Annotated in this window: 23 protein-coding genes; 12 read left to right on the top strand and 11 right to left on the bottom strand. The window is 64.8% G+C overall.

The window, feature by feature from the left end; all coding sequences use genetic code 11:
* Window positions 1-154: 154 nt before the first annotated feature.
* Genes CVV68_RS07365 through CVV68_RS07340 form a run of 6 tightly spaced genes read left to right on the top strand, consistent with a single transcriptional unit; the run spans window position 155 to window position 6,321 of the window.
* Window positions 155-1,486, top strand: coding sequence for an extracellular solute-binding protein (locus CVV68_RS07365; protein WP_110500361.1), 1,332 nt, complete (start codon window positions 155-157; stop codon window positions 1,484-1,486).
* Window positions 1,483-2,403, top strand: coding sequence for a carbohydrate ABC transporter permease (locus tag CVV68_RS07360; RefSeq protein ID WP_110500360.1), 921 nt, complete (start codon window positions 1,483-1,485; stop codon window positions 2,401-2,403). Before CVV68_RS07365 ends, CVV68_RS07360 begins: the two co-directional genes overlap by 4 nt.
* A 2-nt stretch (window positions 2,404-2,405) precedes the next feature.
* Entirely contained in the window at window positions 2,406-3,299 is an 894-nt protein-coding gene (locus CVV68_RS07355) for a carbohydrate ABC transporter permease (RefSeq protein ID WP_110500359.1), read from the top strand.
* Between the two features lie 27 nt (window positions 3,300-3,326).
* Window positions 3,327-4,529, top strand: a complete 1,203-nt coding sequence (locus CVV68_RS07350; RefSeq protein ID WP_110500358.1) for a Gfo/Idh/MocA family protein — start codon at window positions 3,327-3,329, stop codon at window positions 4,527-4,529.
* Entirely contained in the window at window positions 4,526-5,224 is a 699-nt protein-coding gene (locus tag CVV68_RS07345; RefSeq protein ID WP_110500357.1) for a ThuA domain-containing protein, read from the top strand. The genes CVV68_RS07350 and CVV68_RS07345 overlap by 4 nt, the downstream gene beginning before the upstream one ends.
* Complete coding sequence (locus CVV68_RS07340; protein ID WP_245933402.1) at window positions 5,209-6,321, top strand: Gfo/Idh/MocA family protein; 1,113 nt, start codon at window positions 5,209-5,211, stop codon at window positions 6,319-6,321. The genes CVV68_RS07345 and CVV68_RS07340 overlap by 16 nt, the downstream gene beginning before the upstream one ends.
* A 30-nt stretch (window positions 6,322-6,351) precedes the next feature.
* Here CVV68_RS07340 and CVV68_RS07335 read toward each other — a convergent pair whose 3' ends face one another.
* Together CVV68_RS07335 and CVV68_RS07330 are read right to left on the bottom strand one after the other, a co-directional pair.
* Window positions 6,352-7,002, bottom strand: a complete 651-nt coding sequence (locus CVV68_RS07335; RefSeq protein WP_110500355.1) for a response regulator transcription factor — start codon at window positions 7,000-7,002, stop codon at window positions 6,352-6,354.
* Window positions 6,999-8,282: a sensor histidine kinase gene (locus CVV68_RS07330; protein ID WP_110500354.1), complete on the bottom strand. Its 1,284-nt coding sequence runs from the start codon at window positions 8,280-8,282 to the stop codon at window positions 6,999-7,001. Before CVV68_RS07330 ends, CVV68_RS07335 begins: the two co-directional genes overlap by 4 nt.
* Before the next feature lie 177 nt (window positions 8,283-8,459).
* On the opposite strand from CVV68_RS07330, the gene CVV68_RS07325 reads away from it, so the two are divergent.
* The 3 genes from CVV68_RS07325 to CVV68_RS07315 all read left to right on the top strand — a co-directional run bounded on the left by CVV68_RS07325 (window position 8,460) and on the right by CVV68_RS07315 (window position 10,902).
* The gene (locus CVV68_RS07325; protein WP_110500353.1) at window positions 8,460-9,590 is read left to right on the top strand and encodes an ABC transporter permease; all 1,131 of its coding nucleotides are present in this window, start codon (window positions 8,460-8,462) and stop codon (window positions 9,588-9,590) included.
* Window positions 9,591-9,687: 97 nt separating this feature from the next.
* Window positions 9,688-10,407, top strand: coding sequence for an ABC transporter ATP-binding protein (locus CVV68_RS07320; RefSeq protein ID WP_110500352.1), 720 nt, complete (start codon window positions 9,688-9,690; stop codon window positions 10,405-10,407).
* 111 nt (window positions 10,408-10,518) lie between these two features.
* Window positions 10,519-10,902, top strand: coding sequence for an META domain-containing protein (locus CVV68_RS07315; protein WP_110500351.1), 384 nt, complete (start codon window positions 10,519-10,521; stop codon window positions 10,900-10,902).
* A gap of 19 nt (window positions 10,903-10,921) precedes the next feature.
* Here the strand turns inward: CVV68_RS07315 and arfA are convergent, their stop codons facing one another.
* The 9 genes from arfA to araB all read right to left on the bottom strand — a co-directional run bounded on the left by arfA (window position 10,922) and on the right by araB (window position 22,058).
* Window positions 10,922-12,460: an arabinosylfuranosidase ArfA gene (gene arfA, locus CVV68_RS07310; RefSeq protein ID WP_110500350.1), complete on the bottom strand. Its 1,539-nt coding sequence runs from the start codon at window positions 12,458-12,460 to the stop codon at window positions 10,922-10,924.
* 53 nt (window positions 12,461-12,513) lie between these two features.
* A complete protein-coding gene (locus CVV68_RS07305) occupies window positions 12,514-13,422 on the bottom strand; it encodes a carbohydrate ABC transporter permease (RefSeq protein ID WP_110500349.1) in 909 nt (302 codons plus the stop codon).
* A gap of 3 nt (window positions 13,423-13,425) precedes the next feature.
* Window positions 13,426-14,358 (bottom strand): carbohydrate ABC transporter permease, encoded by a 933-nt coding sequence (locus tag CVV68_RS07300; RefSeq protein ID WP_110500348.1) that lies wholly within the window; start codon window positions 14,356-14,358, stop codon window positions 13,426-13,428.
* Between the two features lie 65 nt (window positions 14,359-14,423).
* Complete coding sequence (locus CVV68_RS07295; protein ID WP_110500347.1) at window positions 14,424-15,761, bottom strand: extracellular solute-binding protein; 1,338 nt, start codon at window positions 15,759-15,761, stop codon at window positions 14,424-14,426.
* 242 nt (window positions 15,762-16,003) lie between these two features.
* Entirely contained in the window at window positions 16,004-17,026 is a 1,023-nt protein-coding gene (locus tag CVV68_RS07290) for a LacI family DNA-binding transcriptional regulator (protein ID WP_110500346.1), read from the bottom strand.
* Window positions 17,027-17,102: 76 nt separating this feature from the next.
* The gene (locus tag CVV68_RS07285) at window positions 17,103-18,005 is read right to left on the bottom strand and encodes an aldose 1-epimerase family protein (protein WP_110500460.1); all 903 of its coding nucleotides are present in this window, start codon (window positions 18,003-18,005) and stop codon (window positions 17,103-17,105) included.
* An 8-nt stretch (window positions 18,006-18,013) separates the two neighbouring features.
* On the bottom strand, window positions 18,014-19,537 hold the full coding sequence (araA, locus tag CVV68_RS07280) for an L-arabinose isomerase (protein ID WP_110500345.1): 1,524 nt from the start codon (window positions 19,535-19,537) through the stop codon (window positions 18,014-18,016).
* A 23-nt stretch (window positions 19,538-19,560) separates the two neighbouring features.
* Window positions 19,561-20,268: an L-ribulose-5-phosphate 4-epimerase gene (locus CVV68_RS07275; protein ID WP_110500344.1), complete on the bottom strand. Its 708-nt coding sequence runs from the start codon at window positions 20,266-20,268 to the stop codon at window positions 19,561-19,563.
* Window positions 20,265-22,058, bottom strand: coding sequence for a ribulokinase (araB, locus tag CVV68_RS07270; RefSeq protein WP_110500343.1), 1,794 nt, complete (start codon window positions 22,056-22,058; stop codon window positions 20,265-20,267). The genes CVV68_RS07275 and araB overlap by 4 nt, the downstream gene beginning before the upstream one ends.
* A gap of 273 nt (window positions 22,059-22,331) precedes the next feature.
* Between araB and chvE the strand changes: the two genes are divergently transcribed.
* The 3 genes from chvE (at window position 22,332) to mmsB (ending at window position 26,261) form a co-directional block, all read left to right on the top strand.
* Window positions 22,332-23,453, top strand: a complete 1,122-nt coding sequence (gene chvE, locus CVV68_RS07265) for a multiple monosaccharide ABC transporter substrate-binding protein (protein ID WP_110500342.1) — start codon at window positions 22,332-22,334, stop codon at window positions 23,451-23,453.
* Window positions 23,454-23,556: 103 nt separating this feature from the next.
* Window positions 23,557-25,077: a multiple monosaccharide ABC transporter ATP-binding protein gene (mmsA, locus tag CVV68_RS07260; RefSeq protein ID WP_438502618.1), complete on the top strand. Its 1,521-nt coding sequence runs from the start codon at window positions 23,557-23,559 to the stop codon at window positions 25,075-25,077.
* On the top strand, window positions 25,074-26,261 hold the full coding sequence (gene mmsB / locus CVV68_RS07255) for a multiple monosaccharide ABC transporter permease (RefSeq protein ID WP_110500340.1): 1,188 nt from the start codon (window positions 25,074-25,076) through the stop codon (window positions 26,259-26,261). Before mmsA ends, mmsB begins: the two co-directional genes overlap by 4 nt.
* Window positions 26,262-26,339: the final 78 nt, after the last annotated feature.

Here is a 26,339-nt window from a genome sequence, read left to right as displayed (position 1 = left end):
CCCAACAGTGTGCCTGAGTACATAACCGGCGTCAATATTTCCAAAATTCTCCTTGACGTGTGATGTGGAACACGGCTAAGTTCATCCCAACCGCAGAATTATTTGCGAAATGTTTCGACATCGCCGGCGACGGCCTTTTCAACGGAGAACAAGAATGGAACGCAAGCTTGCATCGCGACGATCATTTCTTTCACTTGCAGTGGTGGCCCCGCTGGCAGCCTGGGGCCTGAGCGCCTGTGGCACGGCCGGGCCCGGAGGCGGCTCTGGCGGCGCCGTCGCCGCCAGCATCTGGTCCCTGACAGGGGCGCCCGGGGAGGTCATTCGAAAGAACTCGATCGATGTCTTCAACAAGGCGAATCCCGACAACCAAATCAAGCTCACGCTCTTTCAGAACGACGCCTTCAAGACAAAAATCAAGACAGCCATTGGCGCCGGTGAGGCACCCACCATGATCTACGGCTGGGGCGGCGGTGGCCTGAAGACCTACGCGAAGGCAAACCAGGTCATCGACCTGACCTCGTGGCTTGCCGAGAACCCGAAGGTCAAGGACCGGCTGTTCCCGTCGTCGTTTGGTGCCGCCACCATCGACGGAAAAATCTACGCACTGCCCAACGAGACGGTTGCACCCATCATCTTCTTCTACAACAAGGAGGTCTTCGCCAAGGCCAATGTACAGCCACCCAAGACTTGGGACGACCTCCTGACACTGGCCAAAACGTTCAACGGCATGGGAATCGCACCCATCTCCCTGGGCGGCCAATCCCGCTGGACGTCCATGATGTGGCTGGAATACATGTTTGACAGGATCGGCGGCCCCCAGGTGTTTAACGACATCTTCGCTGGCAAGGCCAATGCGTGGTCCAATCCCGCGGCCATCGAGGCGCTGACCAAGATCCAGGAGCTGATCTCGGCCAATGGATTCATCAAGGGCTTCTCCTCGATCACCGCCGATTCCAACGCCGACCAGGCTCTGCTCTACACCGGCAAGGCGGCCATGATGCTCCACGGCGCGTGGACCTACGGGAGCATGAAGAACGACGGCGGCGACTTCGTCAAGAAGGGCAACCTCGGCTGGTTCAACTTTCCCACGATCGGCAGCGGCACCGGGGACCCGAAGAACAGCATCGGCAACCCCGGGCAGTACATGTCCATCTCCGCGAAGGCGACGAAGGCTGAACAAGATACGGCGAAGAAATACTTCGCGACCGGCATGCTCACCCCCGCCGAAGTCACCGCGTGGATCCAGTCCGGCGCCGTGCCGATTGTTACCGGCATTGACGCTCAATTGGCAGCCACTGACGACAAGGACTTCTTGGGCTTCGTCTACAACCTGGCCAAGGACGCCCCGAACTTCCAGCAGTCATGGGACCAGGCCCTGAGCCCCACCGCAGCCGAGGCGTTGCTGAACAACATCGACCAGCTGTTCACCAAGTCCATCACGCCGCAGAAGTTCGCCAGCAACATGAACGCGACCCTTGGCCAATGACAGCCACCACATCCCTATCCGCCCTTGGCACCGGGGCGCAAAGCAAGGGAAAGACTGGTTCACTGGCCTGGCTGGTCTTGCCGGCCCTGGCGCTATTCCTGCTCTTTGCGATCGCCCCGCTGGCCGGCGTGCTGCTGCTTAGCTTCGCGAACTGGGACGGCATTGGCTCAATCTCCTTCGCAGGAGCGGCAAACTGGCTGCGGACGTTCGCGGACCCCATGATGTACCACGCGCTCGGGCTGACGTTCATCATCATGGCGGTCTCATGGCTCATCCAGACACCCATCAGCCTGCTTTTGGGCGTCTTCTCTGCGGGCTCACAAAAGTACCGGGCCTTGTTGGCGGTGCTGTACTTCCTGCCGTTGCTGCTCTCCTCGGCCGCGATCGCCATCGCCTACAAGTCACTGCTTGACCCCAACTTTGGGCTGGCCGCGGGCCTGCACCTGCCGATTCTGGCCCAGGACTGGCTCGGACAGCCGCAACTGGCGCTTGGAGTGGTGATCTTCGTGGTGTCGTGGCAGTTCATCCCCTTCCACACGCTGATCTACCAAGGCGGGGTGCGCCAGATTCCGCGGCAGTTGTACGAGGCCGCGGAGATCGACGGTGCGGGCCGGTTCAAGCAGTTCGTCTACATCACCGTCCCGCAGCTGAAGTACACCATCATCACCTCATCCACGCTCATGGTGGTGGGGGCACTGACGTACTTCGACATGATCTTCGTGCTCACCAACGGCGGGCCCGGCAACGCGACCCGAAACTTGGCCCTGGACATGTACCTGACAGGTTTCAAGGCAAACCAGATGGGCCAAGCCAGTGTCACCGCTGTCATCTTGGTGGCACTTGGCCTCGGCCTGGCCCTGCTGCTCCAGCGGCTCGGTGGCAAGGACAAAAACGGCAGCCAATTGGAAGGCCTGTAACCATGACAACCACCTTGTCCAAACCAGCCCCCACAGGGACCCAAGCGTCCCCTCAACGGGGCAGCGGCATGGGCCGCCGGCTGCGAAAGCTCAATCTCCCCGCAGGTGCTGCCGGGTGGATCTGGCTGGCGGTCATCATCATCCCGATCTACTACATCGCCGTCACCTCTTTCAAGAGCCAGGCAGGCTACTTCAGCCAAAACCCCCTGGCCCTGCCAGCCCATCCGACGCTGGAGAACTACCGGATGGTGCTTGCCAACGATTTTGGCCGGTACTTCCTCAACAGCGTCATCGTTACCGTCGGCTCGACCGTGCCCGCCGTGGCCTTCTCCTTCATGGCGTCGTTCGCCATCGTGCGCGGCCGGGGAAAGTTCCTCAAGGGGGTCAACGCGCTGTTTTTGATGGGTCTGGCTATTCCCCTGCAGGCCACGATCATCCCGGTCTACCTGCTGATCATTAAGATGCACCTCTACGATTCGCTGCTGGCCCTGGTGCTTCCCTCCATCGCCTTCGCCATCCCGCTAACCGTGCTCATCCTCTCCAACTTCATCCGCGATGTTCCGAACGAGCTGTTCGAGTCCATGCGGCTGGATGGATGTTCCGAATGGCAGACCATGTGGCGCCTGGCGCTTCCGCTGACCAAGCCGGCCATCGTCACGGTTGCCATCTACAACGGCCTGGGCGTCTGGAACGGCTTCCTGCTCCCGCTCATCCTGACGCAAAGTCCGGAACTGCGGGTGTTGCCCCTGGCCCTGTGGAGCTTTCAGGGTCAGTACTCCGTCAATATTCCAGCCGTGCTGGCCTCGGTGGTGTTGACCACGCTGCCCATCCTTGTGCTCTACATTTTGGGCCGCCGTCAGCTGCTGAGCGGGCTGACCGCCGGCTTCAGCAAATAATCCACGCAATCAGAAAGTACCTTTCCCATGGATCAGCAATCACCCCCCGCGTTGCGGGTGGGCATGGTGGGCTACGCCTTCATGGGCGCCGCCCACTCACACGCCTGGCGCACTGCACACCGCTTCTTCGAGCTGCCGTTCATCCCCGAACTGACGGCCATCGCGGGGCGGAATAGGGCCGGCGTCGAACAAGCCGCCGAACGCATGGGGTGGAAGTCCGTCGAGACCGACTGGCGCCGGCTCATTGAGCGCGACGACATCGATCTGATCGACATCTGCACCCCCGGCAACACCCACGCTGAGATCGCCATCGCAGCACTCAGGGCCGGCAAGCACGTCCTGTGCGAGAAGCCGCTGGCCAATTCCGTCGCGGAGGCGCGGGAGATGGCGGCCGTCGCTGCCGAGGCGGCGCGCAACGGCGTGTTCGCCATGTGCGGCTACTCCTACCGGCGCACCCCGGCCCTGGCCCTGGCGAAGCGGATGGTCCAGGACGGCCGGCTTGGCACCATCCGCCAGGTCCGCGCGCAGTACCTCCAGGACTGGCTCACTGATCCGAACGCCCCCCTGACCTGGCGCATGGACAAGACCAAGTCCGGTTCCGGCGCGCTGGGTGACATTGGCGCCCACAGCATCGACACCGCCCAATTTGTCTCCGGCCTGAACATCACCGGCGTCTCGGCACTGCTGGAAACCTTTACCAAGGAACGCCCCGTGGGCGGGGAGCTGGTGGGCCTTGGCGGGCACGGCGAAGTCACGGCGGACACCCCCATGGGCCCGGTGACCGTTGATGACGCCGCCCTGTTCACGGCCCGGTTCGACGGCGGCGCGATCGGAATCTTTGAGGCCACCCGCACCGCCCTGGGCCGCAAAAACGCGAACCGGCTGGAGGTCAACGGAACGCTCGGCTCCGTGGCGTTCGACTTTGAGGACATGAACTTCCTGCAGTTTTACGACGGCACGGACGCCGGGGACGCGCGCGGCTTCCACCGCATCATGGTCACCGAACCCGTCCACCCCTATGTGGGCAACTGGTGGCCCACGGGGCACGGGCTCGGCTACGAGCACGGCTTCACCCACCAGGTGGCGGACCTCGTGACCGCACTGGGAGCCGGAACCCAGCCCACGCCGTCGTTCTCCGACGCACTTACCGTCCAGCACGTGCTGGCCGCCGTGAAGGACAGCGCAGCCAACAACAGCCAATGGACCACCATCAAAGGACAAGACGCATGACTGGCAACAAGAACGCACTCGTGGTCCGCGGCGGCTGGGACGGACACCAGCCCGTCGAAGCCACCGGGCTCTTCATCCCGCACCTGGAAGCGAACGGCTACACGGTCCGCGTGGAAGAAGGCCCGGCAGTCTACGCAGACGCGGACTACATGTTGACCGTGGACCTCATTGTCCAGTGCAACACCATGACCACCATCGAGCCTGCGGAGTTTGAGGGCCTGCGGGCCGCCGTCGAGGCCGGCACCGGCCTGGCCGGCTGGCACGGCGGCATAGCCGATTCCTACCGCAACAACTCCGACTACCTGCACCTGATCGGCGGGCAGTTCGCCTGCCACCCCGGGAAACACCCCTCGGAGCGCACGGGCGGACAGCCGGACAACTACGTGCCGTACACCGTGAACATGCTCCCCGCCGCGGCCAGCCACCCCATCACCGAGGGGATTGGCAGCTTTGACCTGGTCACCGAACAATACTGGGTGCTCACGGACAGCTACATCGACGTGCTGGCCACCACCACGCAGAAAGTGCGCGAATGGGATCCGTGGCACCGGGAGGTGACCTCCCCCGCGATCTGGACGCGCGAATGGGGACAGGGCCGCATCTTTGTGGCCACCCCCGGCCACCACGTGGACATCCTGGAAAACCCGAATGTCAAGACCATCATCGAAAGAGGCATGCTGTGGGCCAGCCGCTAAACACCCCCCTGAACATCGGCATCGTCGGCTGTGGCAACATCATTGCCCAGTACCTCTCCACCCTCCCGTCGCTGGACGCGGTCCGGCTGGTTGCGGTGGCGGACCTCGACCCAGCCCGGGCCAAGGCCGTGGCGGACGGGCTCCCCGGCGTACGGGCCCTGGGCGTGCAGGAACTGATCGACGACGCCGAGGTGGACGTTATCTTGAACCTCACCATCCCCGCGGCCCACGCGCAAATTGCACTGGCCGCCATTGCCGCGGGCAAACACGTATACGGGGAGAAGCCGCTGGCAGCCACCACCGGGGAAGGCCGGGAAGTGCTGGCCGCCGCTGCGGCCGCCGGCGTCACCGTGGGCAGCGCTCCGGACACTGTGCTGGGCACGGGCACGCAAACCGCGCGCCGCGCCATCGACGACGGCCTGATCGGCCGGCCGATTTCGGCCACCGCCACCATGGCCACGCCCGGGCACGAACGGTGGCACCCCAACCCGGACTTTTACTACGTGCCCGGCGGAGGCCCTCTGCTGGACATGGGCCCCTACTATGTCTCGGCGCTCGTCACCCTGCTGGGCCCGGTGAAGTCCGTCATCGGCGCGGCCAGCCACACCCGGGGCTCGCGCACCATCGCCACGGGGCCGCGCGCGGGCGAGAGAGTTCCGGTCACCACCGACACCCACGTCACCGGAGTCCTGGTGCACGAATCCGGCGCACTGTCCACCCTTGTCATGAGCTTCGACGCCGTCGCCACCAAGGCGTCGAACATCGAGATCCACGGCGAGACCGGATCCCTGGTGGTCCCGGACCCCAACCAATTCGACGGCGACGTGCTGTTGCACGCCCTTGGCGCTTCAGAGTGGGAGGTGCTGCCGGTGTCCGGCGGCTATGTTGATTCCGCCCGGGGAATCGGCCTGCAGGACCTGGCCCTGACGCCTGGCGGCGGGGAGCCCCGCGCCGGCGGAAAGCTCGCCTTTCACGCCCTGGACGTCATGGAGTCGCTGCTTCGCTCCGCCCACACCGGCCAGTCCGTGGCCATCGACAGCGGCTGCGGGCGACCGTCCGCAGTGCCGCTGACCCAGCCCGCGGTGGTGGTGCGCTAGGCCCGGTGGTTGGTTTGCCGCCGGCCGACGCTACCCCGCGGTGCGGATAATGCGCCGCTGGGTGGCGATGGCAATGGCGGCCGTGCGGTTGTCCACGCCCAGCTTGTCGTAAATGTGCACCAGGTGCGTCTTGACCGTCGCCTCGGAAATGAACAGCTGTTTGGACATCGCCTTGTTGCTCATGCCCGTGGCCAGCAGTTCCAGCAGTTGGACCTCGCGGGGGGACAGCACCGGTTGCGGGTTGCGGATGCGCCCCAGCAGCCGCGCCGCGACTTCCGGCGCCAGGGCCGTCTGGCCGGCCGCTGCCTGCTGGACGGCCGCGCGGATCTGTTCCGGCGGGGCGTCCTTGAGCATGTAGCCGCTGGCCCCGGCCTCCACGGCCGCCAAAATGTCCGCATCCGTGTCGTAGGTGGTCAGGATCAGCACCGGCGGCGCCGACGGCATCCCCTTGATCGCCCTGGTGGCGGTGACCCCGTCCATGCCGGCGCCCATCTGCAGGTCCATGAGCACCACGTCCAGGGGCTCGCCCAGGGCCTGCAGCCGCTGGATTTCCTTGATGGCGGCTGCCCCCTCGGGTGCCTCGGCCACCACCGTGAACCCCTCAAAGTCCGTCAGCATGGCGCGCAGCCCGGCCCGCACCACGGGGTGGTCGTCCACCAGCAGGATCCGTATTTCGCTCATGCCGTGCCCTCGTCTTTCGTCGCCACTGCCAGTGGCAGCCGGATGGCCACCACGGTCCCCTCGCCGGGTGCCGACTCTATCTCCAGCGTGCCGTTTTGTGCCGCCACCCGCTGCCGCAGCGACGTCAGCCCAAACCCGCTGCCGCCCGCCCGCCCGGCCACGGCGCCGGCCAGCGGCGACGGATCAAAGCCGCGGCCGTCGTCGTACACGTCAAGTGTCACCTCCGTGCCCAGGTAGGCCAGGCTGAGGACGGTGGTGCCCGCGTTGGCGTGCAGCCAGACGTTGGCCAGGCTCGCCTGGGCGGCGCGCAGCAGGGTGACGCGGTACGGCTGGGGCAGGTCCACAGGATCCCCGTCCACGCGGAAAGTGCAGTTCAGGTTCACGCCGCGGGCGGCCGCCTCCAGCTGGGTCTTTTGGCACAGCCGGGCCAGGCTTTGCGCCAGTGACGTGCCCTCCAGCGCCGGCGAGGACAGCCCGCGCACAAAGTTGCGAGCCTCGGCCAGATTTTCCGACGCCGTGGCCGCCACCATGCCAATGCTTTCGCGGGCGGACTCCAGGTCCCCGGAATCCAGGGAGCGCCCGGCCGCCCGGGCCACCAGGACGATGGAGGAAAAGCCCTGGGCCAGGGTGTCGTGGATTTCCCGGGCCAGCCGGGCGCGCTCGGCCAGCACTCCTGCCTCATGCTGGCTGGCGGACAGTTCCGCACGGGTGCGGCGCAGCTCGTCCGCCGCCCGGCGCTGGTTTTCGCCCTCCTGGTACAGCATCAGGTACGCCTTGGAGGTGACGACGGCAAAGCCCGCCCCAAACACGGGTCCCAGCACCACGGGCAGCGGGGGAACTGCGGCACCCGAGGCCAGCCACTGGGCCACAATGACCCCGGCCGTCATGACCACCACGGCGGCATTTCCGGCCCAGCGCGGAAGCAGGTGCAGGTGCAGGAAAAACAAGGGGAAGACCAGCCAGGAAAACTCCACCGAACCCACCAGCAGCGCGGCCCACAGGACGGTGACAATGGCCAGCCACAGGTACGCGTACCGTCTCGGGTTCCTGGCGGCGCTGCCCGTGGAGAATCGCTTTTCCGCCACCGTCCCCGCCAGGTAGACCGCCGCCAGCACCAGGGCAACACCGAGCAGCACGTAGCGTTCGGGCCGGTCCAGCTGCCCCGTCAGCAGCCGGATGAGTGCCACAGCCAGCAAAACGGCAAAGCCCACGTGCAGGGCCACGCGCAGGAAGCGCAGGATGGCAACACTGGACACTGGCGGCTCGTTCTGGACAGACATGCCCCCAGCTTAGGCGGTGGCCACGCACGCCGTATCAACCAAACGGTTGACTGTGGGTTCAACCATCGGGTCCGCAGGGATCATCCAACTCCGCGATGGAAACCGCTGCGAAAGAAAGGACAGTGGAAGTAAGGAAAGAGGCCCAAGCCAGGGCCGCCACAGAAAGAAGACACGCACATGTTCCTCGCCATCCGAGACATCCGCTTTGCCAAGGGCCGCTTCGCCCTGATGGGCGGCGTAGTGGCACTGATCAGCCTGCTGCTGGTCCTGCTCTCCGGCCTGACCGCCGGGCTGGGCAACCAGTCCACCTCCTCCATTGCCGACCTTGGCAAGTCCGTGCAGGCCCCCGTGGACCAGGTTGTGTTTGGTGCCCCGGGCGCCAACGACCCCAAGGTCTCCTTCACCGAAAGCCAGGTCACCCGGGCGCAGGTTGATTTATGGGCCAAACAGCCGGGCGTTTCCTCGGCCGTGCCGCTGGGCATCAGCCAGACCCGTTTCCAGGGTGCCCACGCGGCCGCCCCAGGCACGAAAACAGGGACCACCAACGTGGCCGTCTTCGGTGTGGGCAAGGGAGGCGCCAAAGCCGGGATCGCGCCGTCGGGCCTCAGCGATTCCACCGTCATCATCGGTGACAATGTGGCCAAGGAGCTCCACCTGGCCGTGGGCGACGCCGTGGCCCTGGGCGGCAGCACGCTGAAGGTCTCCGCTGTGGTTGCGGACCAGTGGTATTCGCACACCTCGGTGGTCTGGACCACGCTTCCCACCTGGACCAAGCTGGCCCACCTCAGTGATCCGGCGCAGGTGGCCACCGTGGTTGCCGTGACGTACCGCGACGGGGCCTCCGTTGATGCCGGTGCCGCCAACGCCGCCGCCGCCACCGTGAGCACCACGCGCAGCGGATCCTTCCAGGGCCTGGGCGGCTACAAGAGCGAGAACGGCTCGCTGTTGATGATGCAGGCATTCCTGTACGGCATCTCCGCGCTGGTGATTGTCGCCTTCCTGACCGTGTGGACCGTCCAGCGCACCCGCGATATCGCGGTCCTGAAGGCCATGGGTGCGTCCGTTTCGTACCTCCTGCGCGACGCACTCACGCAGGCCGCCATGGTGCTGCTGGCGGGCGCCGCGCTGGGCGGACTGATCGGCGTGGCCGGCGGTTTCCTTGCCGCCAAGGCAGCCCCGTTCCTGGTCACCCCGGCCACCACGCTGCTGCCAATGGCCGGCATTGTGCTCCTGGGCCTGGCCGGCGCCGCCCTGGCCGTCCGCGAGGTCACGAAGGTCGACGCCCTCATCGCCCTCGGCGGCAGCTGACCCCCACTGCCCGTTGAGATTGGAGATAACCACCGATCCACGCGGGAATAAGGGCATCATCTTCAATGTCAACAGCCACAAACTTAAGGAATCCCCCATGTCTGAACTGAACTCCCCCGTCCTGTCCCTGGCCGACGTCACCCTCGAATACCCGGACGGCGACGGGACGGTCACCGCCCTGGACCACGTCACCATCAACGTCGACGCCGGCGAAATGGTTTCGCTGGTCGGCCCTTCCGGCTCCGGCAAGTCCAGCCTCCTGGCCGTGGCCGCCACGCTGGTCAAGCCCACCTCCGGTCTCGTCACGATTGACGGCATGGAGGCCACCGGGCTGTCCGACAAAGCCCTGACCACCCTGCGCCGGGACAAGGTGGGCATCATCTTCCAGCAGCCCAACCTGCTCGCCTCCCTCACTGCGGCCGAACAGCTCATCATTGGCGACCACCTGCGTGGGAAGTCGCTGCGCGCGGCGGCGTCCCGGGCCGCGGAGTTGCTGGAGATCGTGGGGCTGGCCGATTCCGCCAGGAAGCGCCCACACCAGCTGTCCGGCGGACAGCGCCAGCGCGTAAACATTGCCAGGGCGCTGATGGGCTCGCCATCGGTGTTGCTGGTGGATGAGCCGACGGCGGCCCTGGACCATGAGCGCAGCGAATCAATTGTGCGGCTGCTGCGCCAGGTGACGGACGACTTCCAGGTGGCCACGGTCATGGTCACCCACGACACCGAGTTCGTCCCGCTGACCGATGCCGTCGCCACCATGCGCGACGGCGTGCTGGCCGCGGCGGTTTCCACGATGTCTCCCGTCGGCGCACGGTAGCCAGGCCGTGGCGGCGCTGTCACTGCGGTCCATAAGGCGCCGGGAGTCCCGCCCATGCCATAACATGGGGAAACTACGATTCATCAGCTTCCGAAACGGAGACACCCTTTCATGAAACGCGTCCTCGCCCTGGCCGGCAGCCTTGTCCTTGCCTTCGTCCTCTCCTCCTGCGGCGCCGCAACCGGCCCGGTGGGGACCTGGGGCAACGGCTACAACACGGACAAGCAGCCGTACCTGGAGTTGTCGCTCGGCGCCGAGCAGAATGGCGACACAGCCGGCTACCTGCAGGGCAGTGACGGCTGCAACCGCCTCACCGGGCAGTGGATGCTGGCCTCCGGCGAGCTGACGTTCCCGCAGCTGGGCAAGACCCAGATCGCCTGCGACGGCATCGACAGCTGGCTGTCCAAGGCCGCCTCAGGAAGCATCGACGGCAACGTCCTGACCGTCAAGGACGCCCAGGGCAAGACAGTGGGCACCCTGGACCGCCGGGGCTAGACGCCACGCCCGGCCCGGGCTAGTTCTTGCCAACCTCAAGTTCGACGACGGCCCAGGAGAGTGCCGGCAGCGTCAGCTTCAGTTCGTCCCCGGCGGCCTTGACACCGTTTAACGGCACCAGTCCCACCTGGTCCTGCGCATGGAGCGTGTTCCTTGTGAAGCGGTCCCCGCCCTCGGGGACGCGCAGGACTTCGGCCCGGGTGACGCGTCCGGCGTCGAAGCCGCGCAGCGCCACCTCAACATCGGCTGCCTCGTCCAGGCCGCGGTTGGCGAAGAACAAGGCAATCCGCCCGTTCTCCTCGTTCCAGGTGGCGCTGACGTCCACCAGGTCCGCACCCCCAAACTGGGCTGTTTCCACCTTGTCCGAGACCACGTTGGTGCGCAGGATCTGGCCCTTGGCGAGTTCGGCCATGCGCGCGAACGGGTGGAAGATGGTCTGGCGCCAGGCGGGGCCGTTCTCCTCGGCCAGGATGGGGGCAATGACGTTGACCAGCTGGGCCTGGTTGGCAATCTTTACCCGGTCGCCGTGGCGCAGCAGGGAGTTCAGCAGCGTGCCCACCACCACTGCGTCGGTGACGTTGTACTTGTCCTCGATGACGCGGGGGTGCTCGCGCCACCCTGAATTGTTGACCTGCTCCGGCTGGTCCTCATCGTCGGAACCGCGCTGGTACCAGACGTTCCACTCGTCAAAGGACAAGTTGATGTGCTTCTTGTGCTTGCCCTTGGCCCGGACGGAATCGGCGGTGGCCACCACGGACTCGATGAAGTAGTCCATGTCAACGGCACTGGCCAGGAAACTGGCGGCATCGCCGTCGTGCTCCTGGTAGTAGGCGTGGAGGGAGACGTAGTCAACCTCGTTGTAGGCGTGGGTGAGAACGGTCTGTTCCCAAGCGCCAAAGGTGGGCATCCCCGAGTTGGAACTCCCGCAGGCCACCAGCTCAATATCCGGGTCCACCAGGCGCATGGCCTTGGCGGCCTCCTGCGCCAGGCGGCCGTATTCCGAGGCGGTCTTGTGGCCGATCTGCCACGGGCCGTCCATCTCGTTGCCCAGGCACCAGAGCTTGATGTCGAAGGGGTCCCTGTGGCCGTTCTTGGCGCGAAGATCCGACCAGTAGGTGCCGCCCGGGTGGTTGGCGTATTCAACGATCTCGCGGGCCGCCTCCACGCCCCGGGTGCCAAGGTTGATCGCCTCCATGATCTCGGTGCCGGCCTTCTTCGACCAGTCGACAAATTCGTGGAGCCCGAACGCGTTGGTTTCCAGGGAGTGCCAGGCACCGTCGAGGCGGCGGGGGCGGTTGCCAACAGGCCCAATGCCGTCCTCCCAGTTGTAGCCGGAGACAAAGTTGCCGCCGGGGTAGCGGATCACGGTGGCGCCAAGTTCCTTGGTCAGGGCAAGGACATCCTTGCGGAAGCCCTGGTCGTCGGCGTCCGGGTGGCCGGGTTCGTAGATGCCGGTGTAGACACACCGGCCCATGTGCTCCACGAAGGATCCGAAGAGGCGGTGCGGCACCTCGGCGATGGTGAAGTCGCGGTCAATGCTAATCCGTGCATGGGACATGTGATTGATTCTCCTAGTAACTATTTGTTGGAACGAAAAAATGGGGTCAGGCTTTAGGTTCCAGCCAGGCCGGTGGTGGAAATGCCCTTGATGATCTGGCGCTGGAAGAACAGGAACACCAGGATCAGGGGGAGCGCGGCGAGCAGGGCCGACGCCATGTTCTGGGCATATTGGATGCCGTAGGCGCTCTTGATGGTCTGCAGCCCCACGGGCAGGGTGAGCATGGCACTGTCGTTGGTGACGATGAACGGCCACAGAAAGTTGTTCCAGGCGCCGATGAAGACGAAGATCGCGACGGCGGCCAGAATGGGGCGGGACAGCGGAAGCACCACCTGGACGAAAATGCGGATCCGGCCGGCGCCGTCAACCAGCGCGGCGTCCTCAAGCTCCCGCGGGATCTGGTCGAAGAACTTCTTGAGCACAAACACCATGGCGGGGGCGATCACCTGGGGCAGGATGATGCCCCAGTACGTGTCGATCATGTGGAAGGAGACCATCTGGTAAAACAGCGGGATGATCAGTACGGGCGGCGGAACTATCAGTGAGGCCACAATGACCGTCATGAGCACCTTGCGGCCCTTGAAGTCGATCCGGGACAGGGCGTAGGCGGCCAGCGCCGAAATCACCAGCGTGACGGCGGTGACCACCGCGGAGGTGAACAGCGAATTCCAGGTCCAGGCCGGGATGTTGCCTTGCTGGAGCACCTTGACGAACGCATCAAGGGTGAAGCCGGATTTGGGCACCAGGGAGATGGGCGCCGCCGCGGCCTCCGTCTCGCTCTTAAGAGCGGTGATGGTGGCCCATGCGAAGGGTACCAGCCAGGTGAGCGCCAGGACCGCGACGATGACGGTGGCGATGATGAGGGCGGGGGAAAGGCGCTTCCTGCGCTTGCTGCGCTTCCCTTCGGGGGCGACGTCGGACCGGCGGCTTTGGCGGCCCGGTGCGGTAAGGGTGGTGGCCATGTCTTATGCACTCCTCTTGCGGGTGACGGCGAACTGGGCAATCGAGACGAAAACGATCAGGCCAAAGAAGATGTAGGAGATGGCTGCCGAATAGCCCAGCCGGTAGCCCGTAAAACCGGACTCAAAAATGTACTGCACAATGGTGCGGGTGGAACCGCCAGGGCCGCCCCCTGTCATTTGGTACACCTGGTCAAAGATTTTCAGCGACGCCAAAACCTGGAGGATGACGATCATGATGGTGGTCTGGTTCAGCTGCGGGAGGGTGATGGAGAAGAACTGGCGCCACCCTCCGGCGCCGTCGAGCTGCGCCGCCTCATAGTGGGCCTCCGGGATGTTTTGCATGGCTGCCAGGTACAGCAGAAAATTGAAGCCCACAGTCCACCACAAGGTGGCGATCACAATTGACCACATGGCCACGTCCGGGTTGTTCAGCCAGTCGACCGGTGCAATGCCAACCTTGCCGAGCACGAAATTGATGAGGCCGAGCTGGGGATTGAACATCCACACGAAGAACAGCGAGACCACGGTGGAGGCCAGCAGGAACGGGGCGAAGAAGGAAAGCCGCCACAGCCATTGGGCCGGCAGGCCCATGTTGACCAGCGCGGCCATGGCCAGTGCCACCAGTACCAGCGGGATAGTGCTGATAACGGTGAAGTACAAGGTGTTGCCGAGCGAATGCCACATGTCGGTATCCCCGAGGGCCTCCGCATAGTTGGCCAGGCCCAGGAAGGAACTGTTGGCCCCGGTCAGGGACTTTCCTGTGAAACTCATGACCATCCCGTAAATCAGGGGCCAGATGAGGAACAGGCCGAAGAACACCAGGAATGGTGCCATGAAGGACCAGCCATGGATCCTGTCGCGCCGTTTTCGTGACTCGTGCCGATTCTCAGGGGGCGCCGGAGCGCTGCCATGCCGGGTTTCGATGGTTGTGCTCATTGCCGTGGCTCCCTTGCCGCAAAAGAAATTCTCGCCAATATGAATGGTGTTTCCATGTCCGCCACCTAGACCGGGTTTGGCTTCGATAACAGGGTGTCCAAGCGGCGGACGAAGGAGTCCCAGCCGTCCTTGGCTTGGGTGCGTCCGAGGAACACATTTTGGATATTCTCGGCAAAGTACGCCTGGAAATCGGACCCGGAGCCAGTGAACCAGGCACGCGGATCGTAGTTGATGATGTCCGCGGCGCCGGCGTAGTGGGCTTGCGGCACCAGGTTCTTGTATTCTTCTGAACGCACCACGGGCTGGAATGCGGGGATGTGCCCGGCCTTGGCCCAGTTCAGTGAACCCTTGAGTATTTGGGCAACAAAGGCGTACACGTATTCCCGCTTTCGCCCGTCCAGATTAAGTTGGTGCGGCACGACGAAGGCGTGTGAGTCCGCAAAGGCGGCCGGTGTGCCGAAAAGGGTCGGGATCGGCATGGCGTCCAAGGGGATCTTTGCCGTCTGCATGGTGGGAAGTTCCCACACGCCGCTGACCAGCATGCCCGAATCCTGGCCCGCAAACTCCGCGATGGCCGTGCCGCCGTCGCCGCTGGCCGTGGCGATTTTGCCGTCCAGGAGCGAGTGGATGTATTCCAGCACGTCCACGGCAACGTCCCGGTCAACCTTTGCCTTCTGGCCCTGGAGCAGTTCCATGGAGGCGCCGTGCTGGAGGTAGAACGTGTAGAACATCCGCCACATTTGCGCTCCGTCGCTGAGGTAGCCGTAGGAAAGTCCGTGTTTTCCGGTCACCTTGGCCATTTCGAGGGCCGCCTCCTTGAAGCGGTCCCCGCTGGTGATGGTCTCCAGCTGGCCGTTCGCGCCGAGCACGCCTGCCCTGCCGGCCACCTCGGTGTTGTACATCAAGATGAAGGGGTGGGAATCCAGCGCGATGGAGAATACCTTGCCATCCAGCTGGCTGTTTTCCCAGATGCGCGGGGCGAAGTCGGCCTTCGTGACCCCGTGCTTTGCCAACAGCTCCAGATCCCATGGGTCCAGGAGTCCGCCGGGCGCATAGCCGGGCACCCGGGCCGCGTGCATGATGGCCACTTCCGGTGGACGGCCGCCGGCTGAGGCCATGGCGAGCTTGGTGTAGTAGGGGGCGCCCCACGCCAGGACCGTGGGCAACACCTTGTATGCCGATTGCGATGCGTTGGCGGTGTCGATCATGGCCTGCATCTTAATGCCGTCACCGCCAGAGAGCAGGTGCCAGAACCGAAGCTGCTCAACGTCCGCCGCGGAGGCAGTGCCACCGCAGGCAGACAACAGGCCTGCGGCCGCCGCGCCGGACAGGGCCAGTGCGCCGCCTCGCAGCAGCTGCCGCCTGGTCGGATCGGAACTGGATGGTTCACTTGCTGGGTACATCGCTCACTCCTTTGTTCGCGTAAAAATGTGTTCCCGCAGATAGTGCGCAGGGCCGGACGCCCGTGTCGGGCCGGAGTCAAAAACCGGAGCTAGAAAGTCGTCACCGTCGGAAGGCGCGGGGTGACCTGAGACACAGATTACATCGTTGTAATCGAGGGCGCAAGAGTTATTTGTGAGCGCGCACAATTATGTTCCTTCGTTACCTCGGCAAGTAGCCCGGTACCTGGATAAATAGCCGGACGCTAGCGCGCACGGCCAGCCGGGAGCGCACCCGTGCTGGCACGGACAATCAAGCGGTACGGCAGCTCCAGGTGGACGGGCTCCTTTCTCCGATCGGCCATGCGTTCGGTGAGCAGGCGTACGGCGTTTTCAGCCATGGCGCGCTTGTCCACGGAGATGGTGGTCAACGCGGGGACGGCGTATTGGCCGTCGGCCACGTTGTCAAAGCCGGCCACGAGTACATCGTCCGGAACCCGGTGCCCGGAGGCAGTCAGCACGCTCAATGCGCCAATGGCCAGGGAGTCAGTGAAGCAAAAGAGCGCCTCCGGCAGTTCATGCCCCGCCAGGAAGGCAGTCAGGGCGGCGGCGCTGCCGCCGGGCGTCCACTCGTCGCAGACGATTTCCAGCGCCGGATCATGGGGAATGCCCAACTGGGCAAGTGCCTCCCGGTACCCCTGGGTGCGCACCCCGGCCGTCGCCGAGCGGCTGGTGCCGTTCGGGCCCAACACGGCGATCCGGCGTCGTCCGCTGCCGGCCAGGGCAAGCGTCATGTCGCGGGCGGCGGAAACGTTGTCCACGCCGACCTGGTCCACGCGCTGTTGCGACACCTCGCCCAGCAGCACCATGGGTGGCAGGTTGCCACCCACCCGGATGGCGCTCTCATCCAGCGCCACCGGATTGAGGATGAGTCCGTCGATCAGGTTGGCCCGGGCCTTGGAGACCAGGTCAAATTCCCGGCGCGGGTCGTGGCCCGTCTCCTCAATCTGGATGCTCCAGCCCTGTTCGTGGGCCACCTCCACCACATGATGGGCCAGCTCCGCGGAATACGGTGTGGACAAATCCGGCAGGGCCAGGGCAATGACGCCGGTGCGGCCATTGCGCAGGCCCCTCGCGGAGAGGTTTGGGACATAGTCCAGCTCGGCCACGGCAGCCTCCACTTTGGACCGGGTGCGTTCGCTGACCGGCACCAGCCCGTTGACCACATTGGAGACAGTCTTAGGTGATACCCCCGCACGGGCCGCAACGTCCTTGACGGTAGCCCGCATCAGTTCCTCAATTCATCAGGGGTCCAGCACACAGCAGGACACTGCCCTTGATGCTACAAGATGAACCGGACCTGCCTCACCCGCCGAAAATGCTCCAGCCTGCCGTGTGGGTGCCCCCCGGCGCCAGCCGAATGACGTCAGTGCCCGAATTGAACGCGTCCGGCGGGCAGGTCATCGGTTCCACGGCGAGGCCCAGCCGGCTGGCGGCCGGTGCGGCCTTGTCCGCCGTGTGGATTTGCAGCCACGGGCAGTTTTCGTCCCAGCGCATCCCCACAAAGGTCCCCGACGGGTCGGTGAGCAGCAGGCGGGACTCCCCGGCGTCGTCGGTGGCAATGTTGGTGAAGGCATGGTCGATCTCGGTGCTGCCAATGAGCGCCGGCTCGCGGAAGTCAAAGCTGTGGCCGGCCACCGGGGCGAGGTCCAGCGGGAGCAGCCGGTCCGGCGTCACCGGCAGGAACGACTCGGCAGGGAAGGAAAGCGTCCACTCGTCCAGCGGTGCCTCCCCTGCCACCAGGTACGGGTGCGGGCAGACCCCATAGGGGGCGGCAGCACCGCCCACGTTGCTCGCCGTCACGGCGCAGTGCAGCCCGCCGACGCCCAGGCTGTACTCTGCCTGGAGCAACAATTCCGACGGATACCCCTTTGAGGGCTGCACGGAACAGCTCAGCACCAGGCGTTCGTCTTCGTGCACCTCCACCGTCCACAGCAGGTCAAGGGCAAGGCCGTGCAAGGCGGTCCCGCGCTCCGGCTCGTTGAGCGGGAGGTGGTTGACGGTGCCCTCCCAGCGGTACGCGCCGTCCGCCACCCTGTTGGGCCACGGCGCGGCGATGATGCCCCTGAAGTCGGGGATCGGCCCGTCCGCGGCGAAGGGCACCACCAGGTCGCGGCCGCGGTGCTGGAGTTCGCACAGGGCGGCCCCGCGCGCCACGATCCGGGCCGTGTAGTCGCCGGACTTGATCAGGTATTGATCCCCGTTCACACCACCGGTCACAGTCCGCCAGCCAGCTTGTAGTAGGCCTGGTTCCACCGGATCTCCTTTTTAAAGTCGCGCAGCGTGGTGCCGTCGTCAATGGTCAGCAGTTCAGTCTGGGCCATTTCGGCAAAGTCCTCAAACGCCTCGACGCCCACCTGGGTGGACAGCACCGTGTGGTGCGCGGCGCCAGCCGTCAGCCAGGCGGCGGCGGAGGTGGCGAAGTCCGGCTTGGGGCTCCACAGCGCCCTGGCCACCGGCAGTTTGGGCAGCGGCTGCTCCAGCGGGACCACCTCGACGGCGTTGGCCACCAGTCGGAAGCGGTCGCGCATGTCGGAGAGCGCCACCACCACGCCGGCGCTGGCGTCGGTGTCAAAGACCAGCCGAACGGGGTCCTCCCTGCCGCCAATGCCCAGAGGGTGGATTTCCAGGCGCGGCCGAGAAGTGGTCAGCGAAGGGCAGACCTCGAGCATGTGTGCGCCCAGGATCCGCTCCGCACCGGGCACCAGGTGGTAGGTGTAGTCCTCCATGAGGGACGCCCCGCCGGGCAGCCCGGCGCCCATGACCTTCGCGGCGCGGACCAGGATGGCCGTCTTCCAGTCCCCCTCGGCGCCAAAGCCGTAGCCGTCCGCCATCAGGCGCTGCACCGCCAGCCCGGGCAGCTGGCGCAGGGCACCCAGGTCCTCGAACGACGTCGTAAAGGCAGCCGAGCCGTTCGCCTCCAGGAAGGAGCGCAGGCCAAGCTCGATCTTCGCCCCGTAGCGCAGGGATTCGTGCCGGGGCGCACCGCGTCTAAGTTCCCCGGCGACGTCGTACAGCTCCTCGTATTCGGCTACCAGCGCGTCAACGTCCGTCTCCGCGGAGGAGTGGACGGCGTCGGCCAGCTCATTGACGCTCCACGTGTTGACCGAGACGCCCAGGCGCAGCTCGGCCTCGGTCTTGTCTCCCTCGGTGACGGCCACATTGCGCATGTTGTCGCCAAAGCGGGTCAGCTTCAGCCCGCGCACGGCGGCCCAGCCGGCGGCGGCGCGCTGCCACACACCCACCTGGCGCTGCACCTCCGGGTTGGACACGTGCCCCACCACCGTCTTGCGCGGGATGCCCAGGCGGGCCTGGATGTAGCCGAACTCGCGGTCGCCGTGCGCGGCCTGGTTCAGGTTCATGAAGTCAAAGTCGATGTCCTCCCACGGCAGCTCCACATTGGCCTGCGTGTGCAGGTGCAGCAGCGGTTTCCGCAGGGCATCCAGGCCCTGGATCCACATCTTGGCCGGGGAAAAGGTGTGCATCCAGGCGGTCACGCCAATCACGTGGTCCGCCGAGTTTGCCTGAAGGGCGGTCCGGCGGATGGCGTCGGAGTCCGTCAGCACCGGCTTCCACACCAGCTTAACGGGGGCGCCTGAGGCGTTGAGCGCGTCCGCAATCTCCTGGGACTGGGCGGCAACCTGCGCCAGCACCTCCTCGCCGTACAGGTGCTGGCTACCGGTGAGGAACCACACTTCATACTGGTCCAGCGATACGGACGCTGCGGGATTCTTGGTCATGATTTCCTAAGGTTCGGGAGGGCCTATTGGCCGTAGACGTTTTGGTAGCGATCGTGCAGGGAGGCGATCAAGGCGGGGTCGATGGGCAGCGGTTCGCCCAGCTGGCGGGAGACATGGACGGTCTTGGCGACCTCCTCGCACATTACGGCGGCCTTCACCGCCGCGCGGGCGTCCCTGCCGATGGTGAACGGGCCGTGGTTTTTCATCAGCACCGCGGGCGATTTCGAGTCCCGGAGGGTTTCGACAATGCCCTGCCCGATCGAGTCGTCGCCGATCAACGCAAAGGGCCCCACGGGGATGTCCCCGCCAAATTCATCCCCCATCATGGTCAGCACGCATGGGATCGCCTCCCCCCGCGCCGCCCAGGCCGTGGCATAGGTGGAGTGGGTGTGCACCACCCCGCCCACCTCCGGCATGTGACGGTAGACATAGGCATGCGCGGCCGTGTCCGACGACGGAGCGAACGTTGGGTTTCCCCAGTCACCTGCCGCCGGGGTTCCGAACAGGTCGGTGACCACCATGGATTCCGGTGTCAGCTCCGCATAGGCCAGCCCGGAGGGCTTGATGACCATCAGCTCCTCCCCCTGGACCCTCGCGGAAACGTTTCCAGCCGTCCACACCACCAACCCGTAGCGGGTCAGCTCCGCGTGCAAGGCACACACCTCGGCACGGACCGCGGCAACCTTCCCGGACAGGTTTTTTGCGGCGGCCGCCGCTTTATGGTCACTCATGCCGACACTCCCGCACCGGGCGCAGCCGCACGTTCCGTGGCGTCCCCCGCGGGCACCCCGCTGGCGGAGCAGTCACGGGAGCGGCCGGTGAGTGCTGCCCGCTGGATGGCCTTTAGCCGGTGCATGACGCCGTTGGCGCCACGGCCAAAGTAGTCATGCAGGGCGGTGTATTCGGCAAACAGCGCGTTGTAGGCGGCCACATTTTCGGCCACCGGCTCATACACATCCGCCGGTGCGGCGCCTATGACATCCGCTGCCGCGTGGACGTCCGGGTAGGCTCCGGCGGCCACGGCCGCGTGGATGGCCGAACCCAGTGCCGGCGCCTGGGTGGTGCCGACGGTGCGCACCGGCAGACCGATCACATCCGCGTAGATCTGCATCAACAGCCGGTTCCTGGGCAGCCCGCCGGCAGCCACGAACTCGGTCACGGGCACTCCCGAGGCGTTGAATGCCTCGATGATGGTGCGGGTGCCAAAGGCCGTTGCCTCCAGCAGGGCGCGGTAGCTATCTTCGGGTTTAGTGGCCAGCGTCTGGCCGATGATGACGCCGGAGAGCTCGTGGTCCACCAGTACCGAACGGTTTCCGCTATGCCAGTCCAAGGCGATGAGGCCGTGCTGGCCGATCTGCTGCGCGGCGGCCAGGTCCGTGAGGTATTCGTGGATTCCCAGGCCGCGCGCCGCGGCGTCGTGGTGGTATTGCGGCGGAACACCGCTGTTGACAAACCAGCCAAAGATATCGCCGACGCCGGACTGGCCGGCCTCATAGCCCCACAGTCCGTCGAGAATGCCGCCGTCGACCGCGCCGCACATGCCGGGGACCCCGCGCAGTTCGGTGCCGTTCATGACATGGCAGGTGGAGGTGCCCATGATGGCCGTCATCTGGCCGGGGGCCACGGCGCGGGCGGCCGGCGCAGTGACGTGCGCGTCCACGTTGCCCACGGATACGGCAATGCCCTCCGGCAGGCCTGTCCATTCCGCGGCCTGCGCGCTGAGGGTGCCCGCGGCCTCGCCCAGCCTGCCGATCCGGTGGGCAACCTTGTCCGCGACAAAGCCGGCGAAGTCGGGGTTGAGTGCGGACAGGAAATCCGCCGAGGGGTACTGGCCGTCCTGGTAGATGCCCTTGTAGCCGGCGGTGCAGGCGTTGCGGACATAGCGCCCGGTCAGCTGCCAAACAATCCAGTCTGCTGCCTCCACCCAGTGGTCCATGGCCGCATACAGCTCCGGGTCCTCCTCCAGCAGCTGCAGGCCCTTGGCAAACTCCCATTCGGAGGAAATCAGCCCACCGTAGCGCGGCAGCCACGGCTCCCCGCGCTCGGCGGCCAGCGCGTTGATCCTGTCAGCCTGCGGTTGTGCTGCGTGGTGGCGCCACAGCTTCACGTAGGCATGCGGGCGGTTGGCATAACCGGGGACCTCATTCAACGGCGTGCCGTTGCCCAAGGTGGGGACCATGGTGCACGCCGTGAAGTCGGTGCCGATCCCCACCACGTCCGCGGGATCGATCCCGGCGTCCCGTACAGCGGCAGGAACCGCATGGGCCAGGACCAGGCGGTAATCGTTGGGCACCTGCAGCGCCCAGTCAACGCCCAACCGGACCCCTGACCCCGCTTCCGGGAGCGAGTCAGCAAGAACAGCATGCGGGTAGTCGAACACACCACTGCCCAGCTCGGCGCCGTCCCGCACGCGAACCACCACGGCACGCCCGGACAGGGTTCCAAAATCAACGCCGACCACATATTGGGCACTTGCGTCGGGAATGCCGCCCTCCCCGGGCGGGGGTGAAACGTTGCTCATTGCTGCCTCTCAGGACATGACGGTGGTGTGTACTGAATCTCAATTGTGAGCGCTAACATTTATTCTTGTCAACTGCGTTGGCGCGCCGCTTGCCGTGCCGCCGGCGCGCCACTTGACACGGCCGGTGTGGCAGGGCTTACACTTTAGCCCGAGTGTTAGCGCTCACATTGATGGTGACCGATTGCCACCGCCTCTTTGCGATTCTGCGTCTTGACCGCACGGCTTCCGCCTGGTCCGGGACATTGACGCCCTCAGGACATGAAGGAATTAACCATGAAATTCAAAAGTTTGATCGTAGGGGCCCTGGCACTTGGGCTGGCGCTGGGTGCCACTGGCTGCGGAACCCGCGGCGGCGAGGCTGCCACCACTGGTGGCGCGGCGGACAACAGCGGGGCCTTGATCGGCATCGCCATGCCCACCAAGACCTCCGAGCGCTGGATCAAGGACGGTGACGCGATCAAGGCGTCGTTGGAGAAGCTTGGCTACAAAACTGACCTGGAGTACGGCGACGACAAGATCCCGCAGCAGGTCCAGCAGGTCAGCAACATGATCACCAAGGGCGCCAAGGTCCTGATCATCGCCTCCATCGACGGCACCGCGCTGAGCGACCAGCTCGACAACGCCGCCAAGGCCGGCATCAAGGTCATCGCCTATGACCGCCTGATCAACGGCAACAAAAACGTCGACTACTACACCACCTTTGACAACGAGAAGGTTGGCGTCGAGCAGGCCACTTCGCTGCTGACGGGGCTGGGCATCCTTGATGACGCAGGCAAGGAAACGGGCAAAAAGGGCCCGTTCAACATTGAGCTCTTTGCCGGCAGCCCGGATGACAACAACGCCACGTTCTTCTACAACGGCGCCATGAAGACGCTGAAGAAGTACATCGACGACGGCACCCTGGTGGTCAAGAGCGGCCAGACCGGCTTCACCCAGATCGCCACCTTGCGCTGGGACCCGGCCACCGCCCAGAAGCGCATGCAGAACCTGATCGCCAGCACCTACTCCTCCGGGGCCAAGGTAGATGGCATCCTCTCGCCCTACGACGGCCTGTCCATCGGCATCATCTCCGCACTGCAGGCCTCCGGTTACGCCAGCAGCGCCCTCCCCGTCATCACGGGCCAGGACGCCGAGGCCGCCTCGGTGAAGTCCATCATTGCCGGCCAGCAGTACTCCACCATCTACAAGGACACCCGCAAGCTGGGCGACCAGGCCGTGGCCATGGCCGACGACGTCCTCAAGGGCAAGACCCCCGAGGTCAACGACACCACCAGCTACAACAACAAGATCAAGGTTGTTCCGACCTTCCTGCTCCAGCCAGTGGTTGTCACCAAGGACAACTACACCAAGGAGCTCATCGACAGCGGCTACTACACCGCTGCAGACCTGAAGTAACGCGTTTGTTCCCTGCCGCGGCAGCCCGGCTGCCGCGGCACGGTCCACTCCCCACACCACCAACGCGAGATGAAGGACAAGCGTGACATCGACAATCCTTGACATGCGCAGCATCACCAAGACATTCCCCGGAGTCAAGGCTTTGCAGGACGTCTCGCTGGAAGTCCAGCGCGGCCAGGTCCACGCCATCTGCGGTGAAAACGGCGCAGGAAAATCCACACTTATGAAAGTGCTCTCCGGGGTTTACCCCTCCGGCACCTTCGACGGCGAAATCCACTTTGAAGACAAGCTGTGCCAGTTCAAGGACATCAAGTCCTCAGAGGCCGCCGGCATCGTCATCATCCACCAGGAACTGGCCCTGAGCCCCTACCTGTCCATTGCCGAAAACATCTTCCTGGGCAATGAAATGGCCACCCGTGGCTTCGTTGACTGGAACAAGACCAACTTAGAAGCCTCCAAGCTGCTGGCAAGGGTCGGCCTCAACGACCACCCCACCACCAAGGTCGCCGACCTCGGCGTCGGCAAGCAGCAACTCGTGGAAATCGCCAAGGCCCTCTCCAAGAAGGTGAAGCTGTTGATCCTGGACGAACCCACCGCTGCCTTGAACGACGGCGACTCCGCCAACCTGCTGAACCTGATCAAGCACTTCCAGCAGCAGGGCATCACGTCCATCATGATCAGCCACAAGCTCAACGAGATCAAGGCCGTGGCGGACAAGGTCACCATCATCCGCGACGGCAAGACCATTGAAACCCTGGACATGCACGCTGACGAAATCACCGAAGAGCGCATCATCAAGGGCATGGTGGGCCGCGACCTGGACAACCGGTACCCGTTTCACACGCCCACCATCGGCGCCGAGCTGCTGCGCGTCGAGGACTGGACAGTGCACCACCCCGTGGACCAGTCCCGCCAGGTGGTCAAATCCGCCAATTTTGACGTCCACGCAGGCGAGATCGTCGGCATCGCCGGGCTGATGGGGGCCGGGCGAACCGAACTGGCCATGAGCATCTTCGGGCACAGCTACGGCTCAAGGATCAGCGGCCGCGTGTACAAGGAAGGCGTTGAAATCCAGACGAACTCCGTTGCCGCCGCCATCAAGCACGGTATCGCCTACGCAACGGAAGACCGCAAGCGCTATGGGCTAAACCTTCTGGACAACATCATGCGCAACGTCTCCGGAGCCGCGCTGCACAAGCTCTCCCGCTGGGGCTGGGTGGACGGCAACCGGGAACGCCTCGTAGCGGAAGGGTTCCGCAAGTCCATGAACATCAAGGCCCCGAATGTAGCGGCCCTGACCGGCAAGCTCTCCGGCGGGAACCAGCAAAAGGTGGTGCTCTCCAAGTGGATGTTCGCCAACCCGGATGTCCTGATCCTGGATGAGCCCACACGCGGCATCGACGTCGGCGCCAAGTACGAGATCTACACCATCATCAACAAACTCGCCGACGACGGCAAAGGCATCGTCGTCATTTCCTCAGAACTGCCCGAGCTGCTGGGCATCTGCGACCGGATCTACACCTTGGCGGAGGGCCGCATCACGGCCAACGTCCCGCGGGAGAAAGCCACCGCCGAATACCTCATGCAGTTCATGACCCAAGCAAAGGACCAGGACGCACGATGACCGCAGTTAGTTCCGCCCTGCAATACCTGACCGGCCAGCTCCGCCAGATCGGGCTGTTCATCGCCTTGATCGTGATCATCATCTTCTTCCAGATCACCACAAACGGCATCACGCTGGCGCCCATCAACGTTTCAAACCTGATCGTGCAAAACAGCTACATCCTCATCTTGGCCGTTGGCATGGTCATGGTCATCATCGCCGGGCACATTGACCTCTCCGTCGGTTCCGTCGTCGCGTTTGTAGGTGCCATGTCCGGGGTCATGATCACCCAGTGGCACATGCCCTGGTGGCTGGCCATCATTGCCTGCCTGGTGCTGGGCGCCGTGGTGGGCATGTGGCAGGGATTTTGGATTGCCTACTTCGGCATACCGTCCTTCATCGTCACGCTCGCCGGCATGCTCACCTTCCGCGGCCTGACCCAGATTGCCCTGCAAAACCAGCAGATCTCCCCGTTCCCGGACGAATTTCGTGCACTGGGCAGCGGATTCCTGCCGGACCTTGGCGGCGGAACGTCGTTCCTGGAACCGCTGACGGTGATCCTGGGCGTCCTGGCGACGGCCGGGATGGTTTACGCGGACATCAAGGGCCGGGCCACCCGCAAGAAGCACTTCCTGGAGGATGAACCCTTCTCCTGGTTCCTGCTCAAGCTGGTCTTCACCTCGGCCCTGATCCTGCTCGTCACGTTCCTGCTGGCCAGCTACCGCGGAACGCCAATAGTCCTGATCGTCATGGGTGTGCTCATGGTGGGCTACTCAGCCGTCATGGCGAATTCCGTGTGGGGACGCCATATCTACGCCATCGGCGGCAACGCCCACGCCGCGGAACTGTCCGGTGTGAACACCAAGCGCGTCAACTTCACCTTGTTCATCAACATGGGTGTGCTCTCCGCCCTGGCCGGCCTCGTCTTCACCGCCCAACTCAACCTGGCCAACCCCAAGGCCGGAGACGGCTTTGAGCTGGATGCCATCGCCGCCGTCTTCATCGGTGGCGCCGCCGTCACCGGTGGCATCGGCACCGTGGTGGGTGCCATCATCGGCGGCCTGATCATTGGCATCCTGAACAACGGCATGTCCATCATGGGTGTTGGAACGGAATACCAGCAGTTGATCAAGGGCCTGGTGCTGCTCGCTGCCGTTGCCTTCGACGTCTTCAACAAGCGGCGGGCCAAGGCCGCCACCAAGTAACCCCGCAGCCCCACAAAAGCGGCCCACCCATCCCGGCGGGGCCGCTTTTGTGATGCCGGTCGGCCAAAACTGATCGTT

Source organism: Arthrobacter livingstonensis (assembly GCF_003219815.1).
Taxonomy (GTDB): domain Bacteria; phylum Actinomycetota; class Actinomycetes; order Actinomycetales; family Micrococcaceae; genus Specibacter; species Specibacter livingstonensis.
The sequence above is the reverse complement of the archived record's forward strand: the minus strand, read 5'-3'. Positions and strand labels throughout refer to the sequence as shown.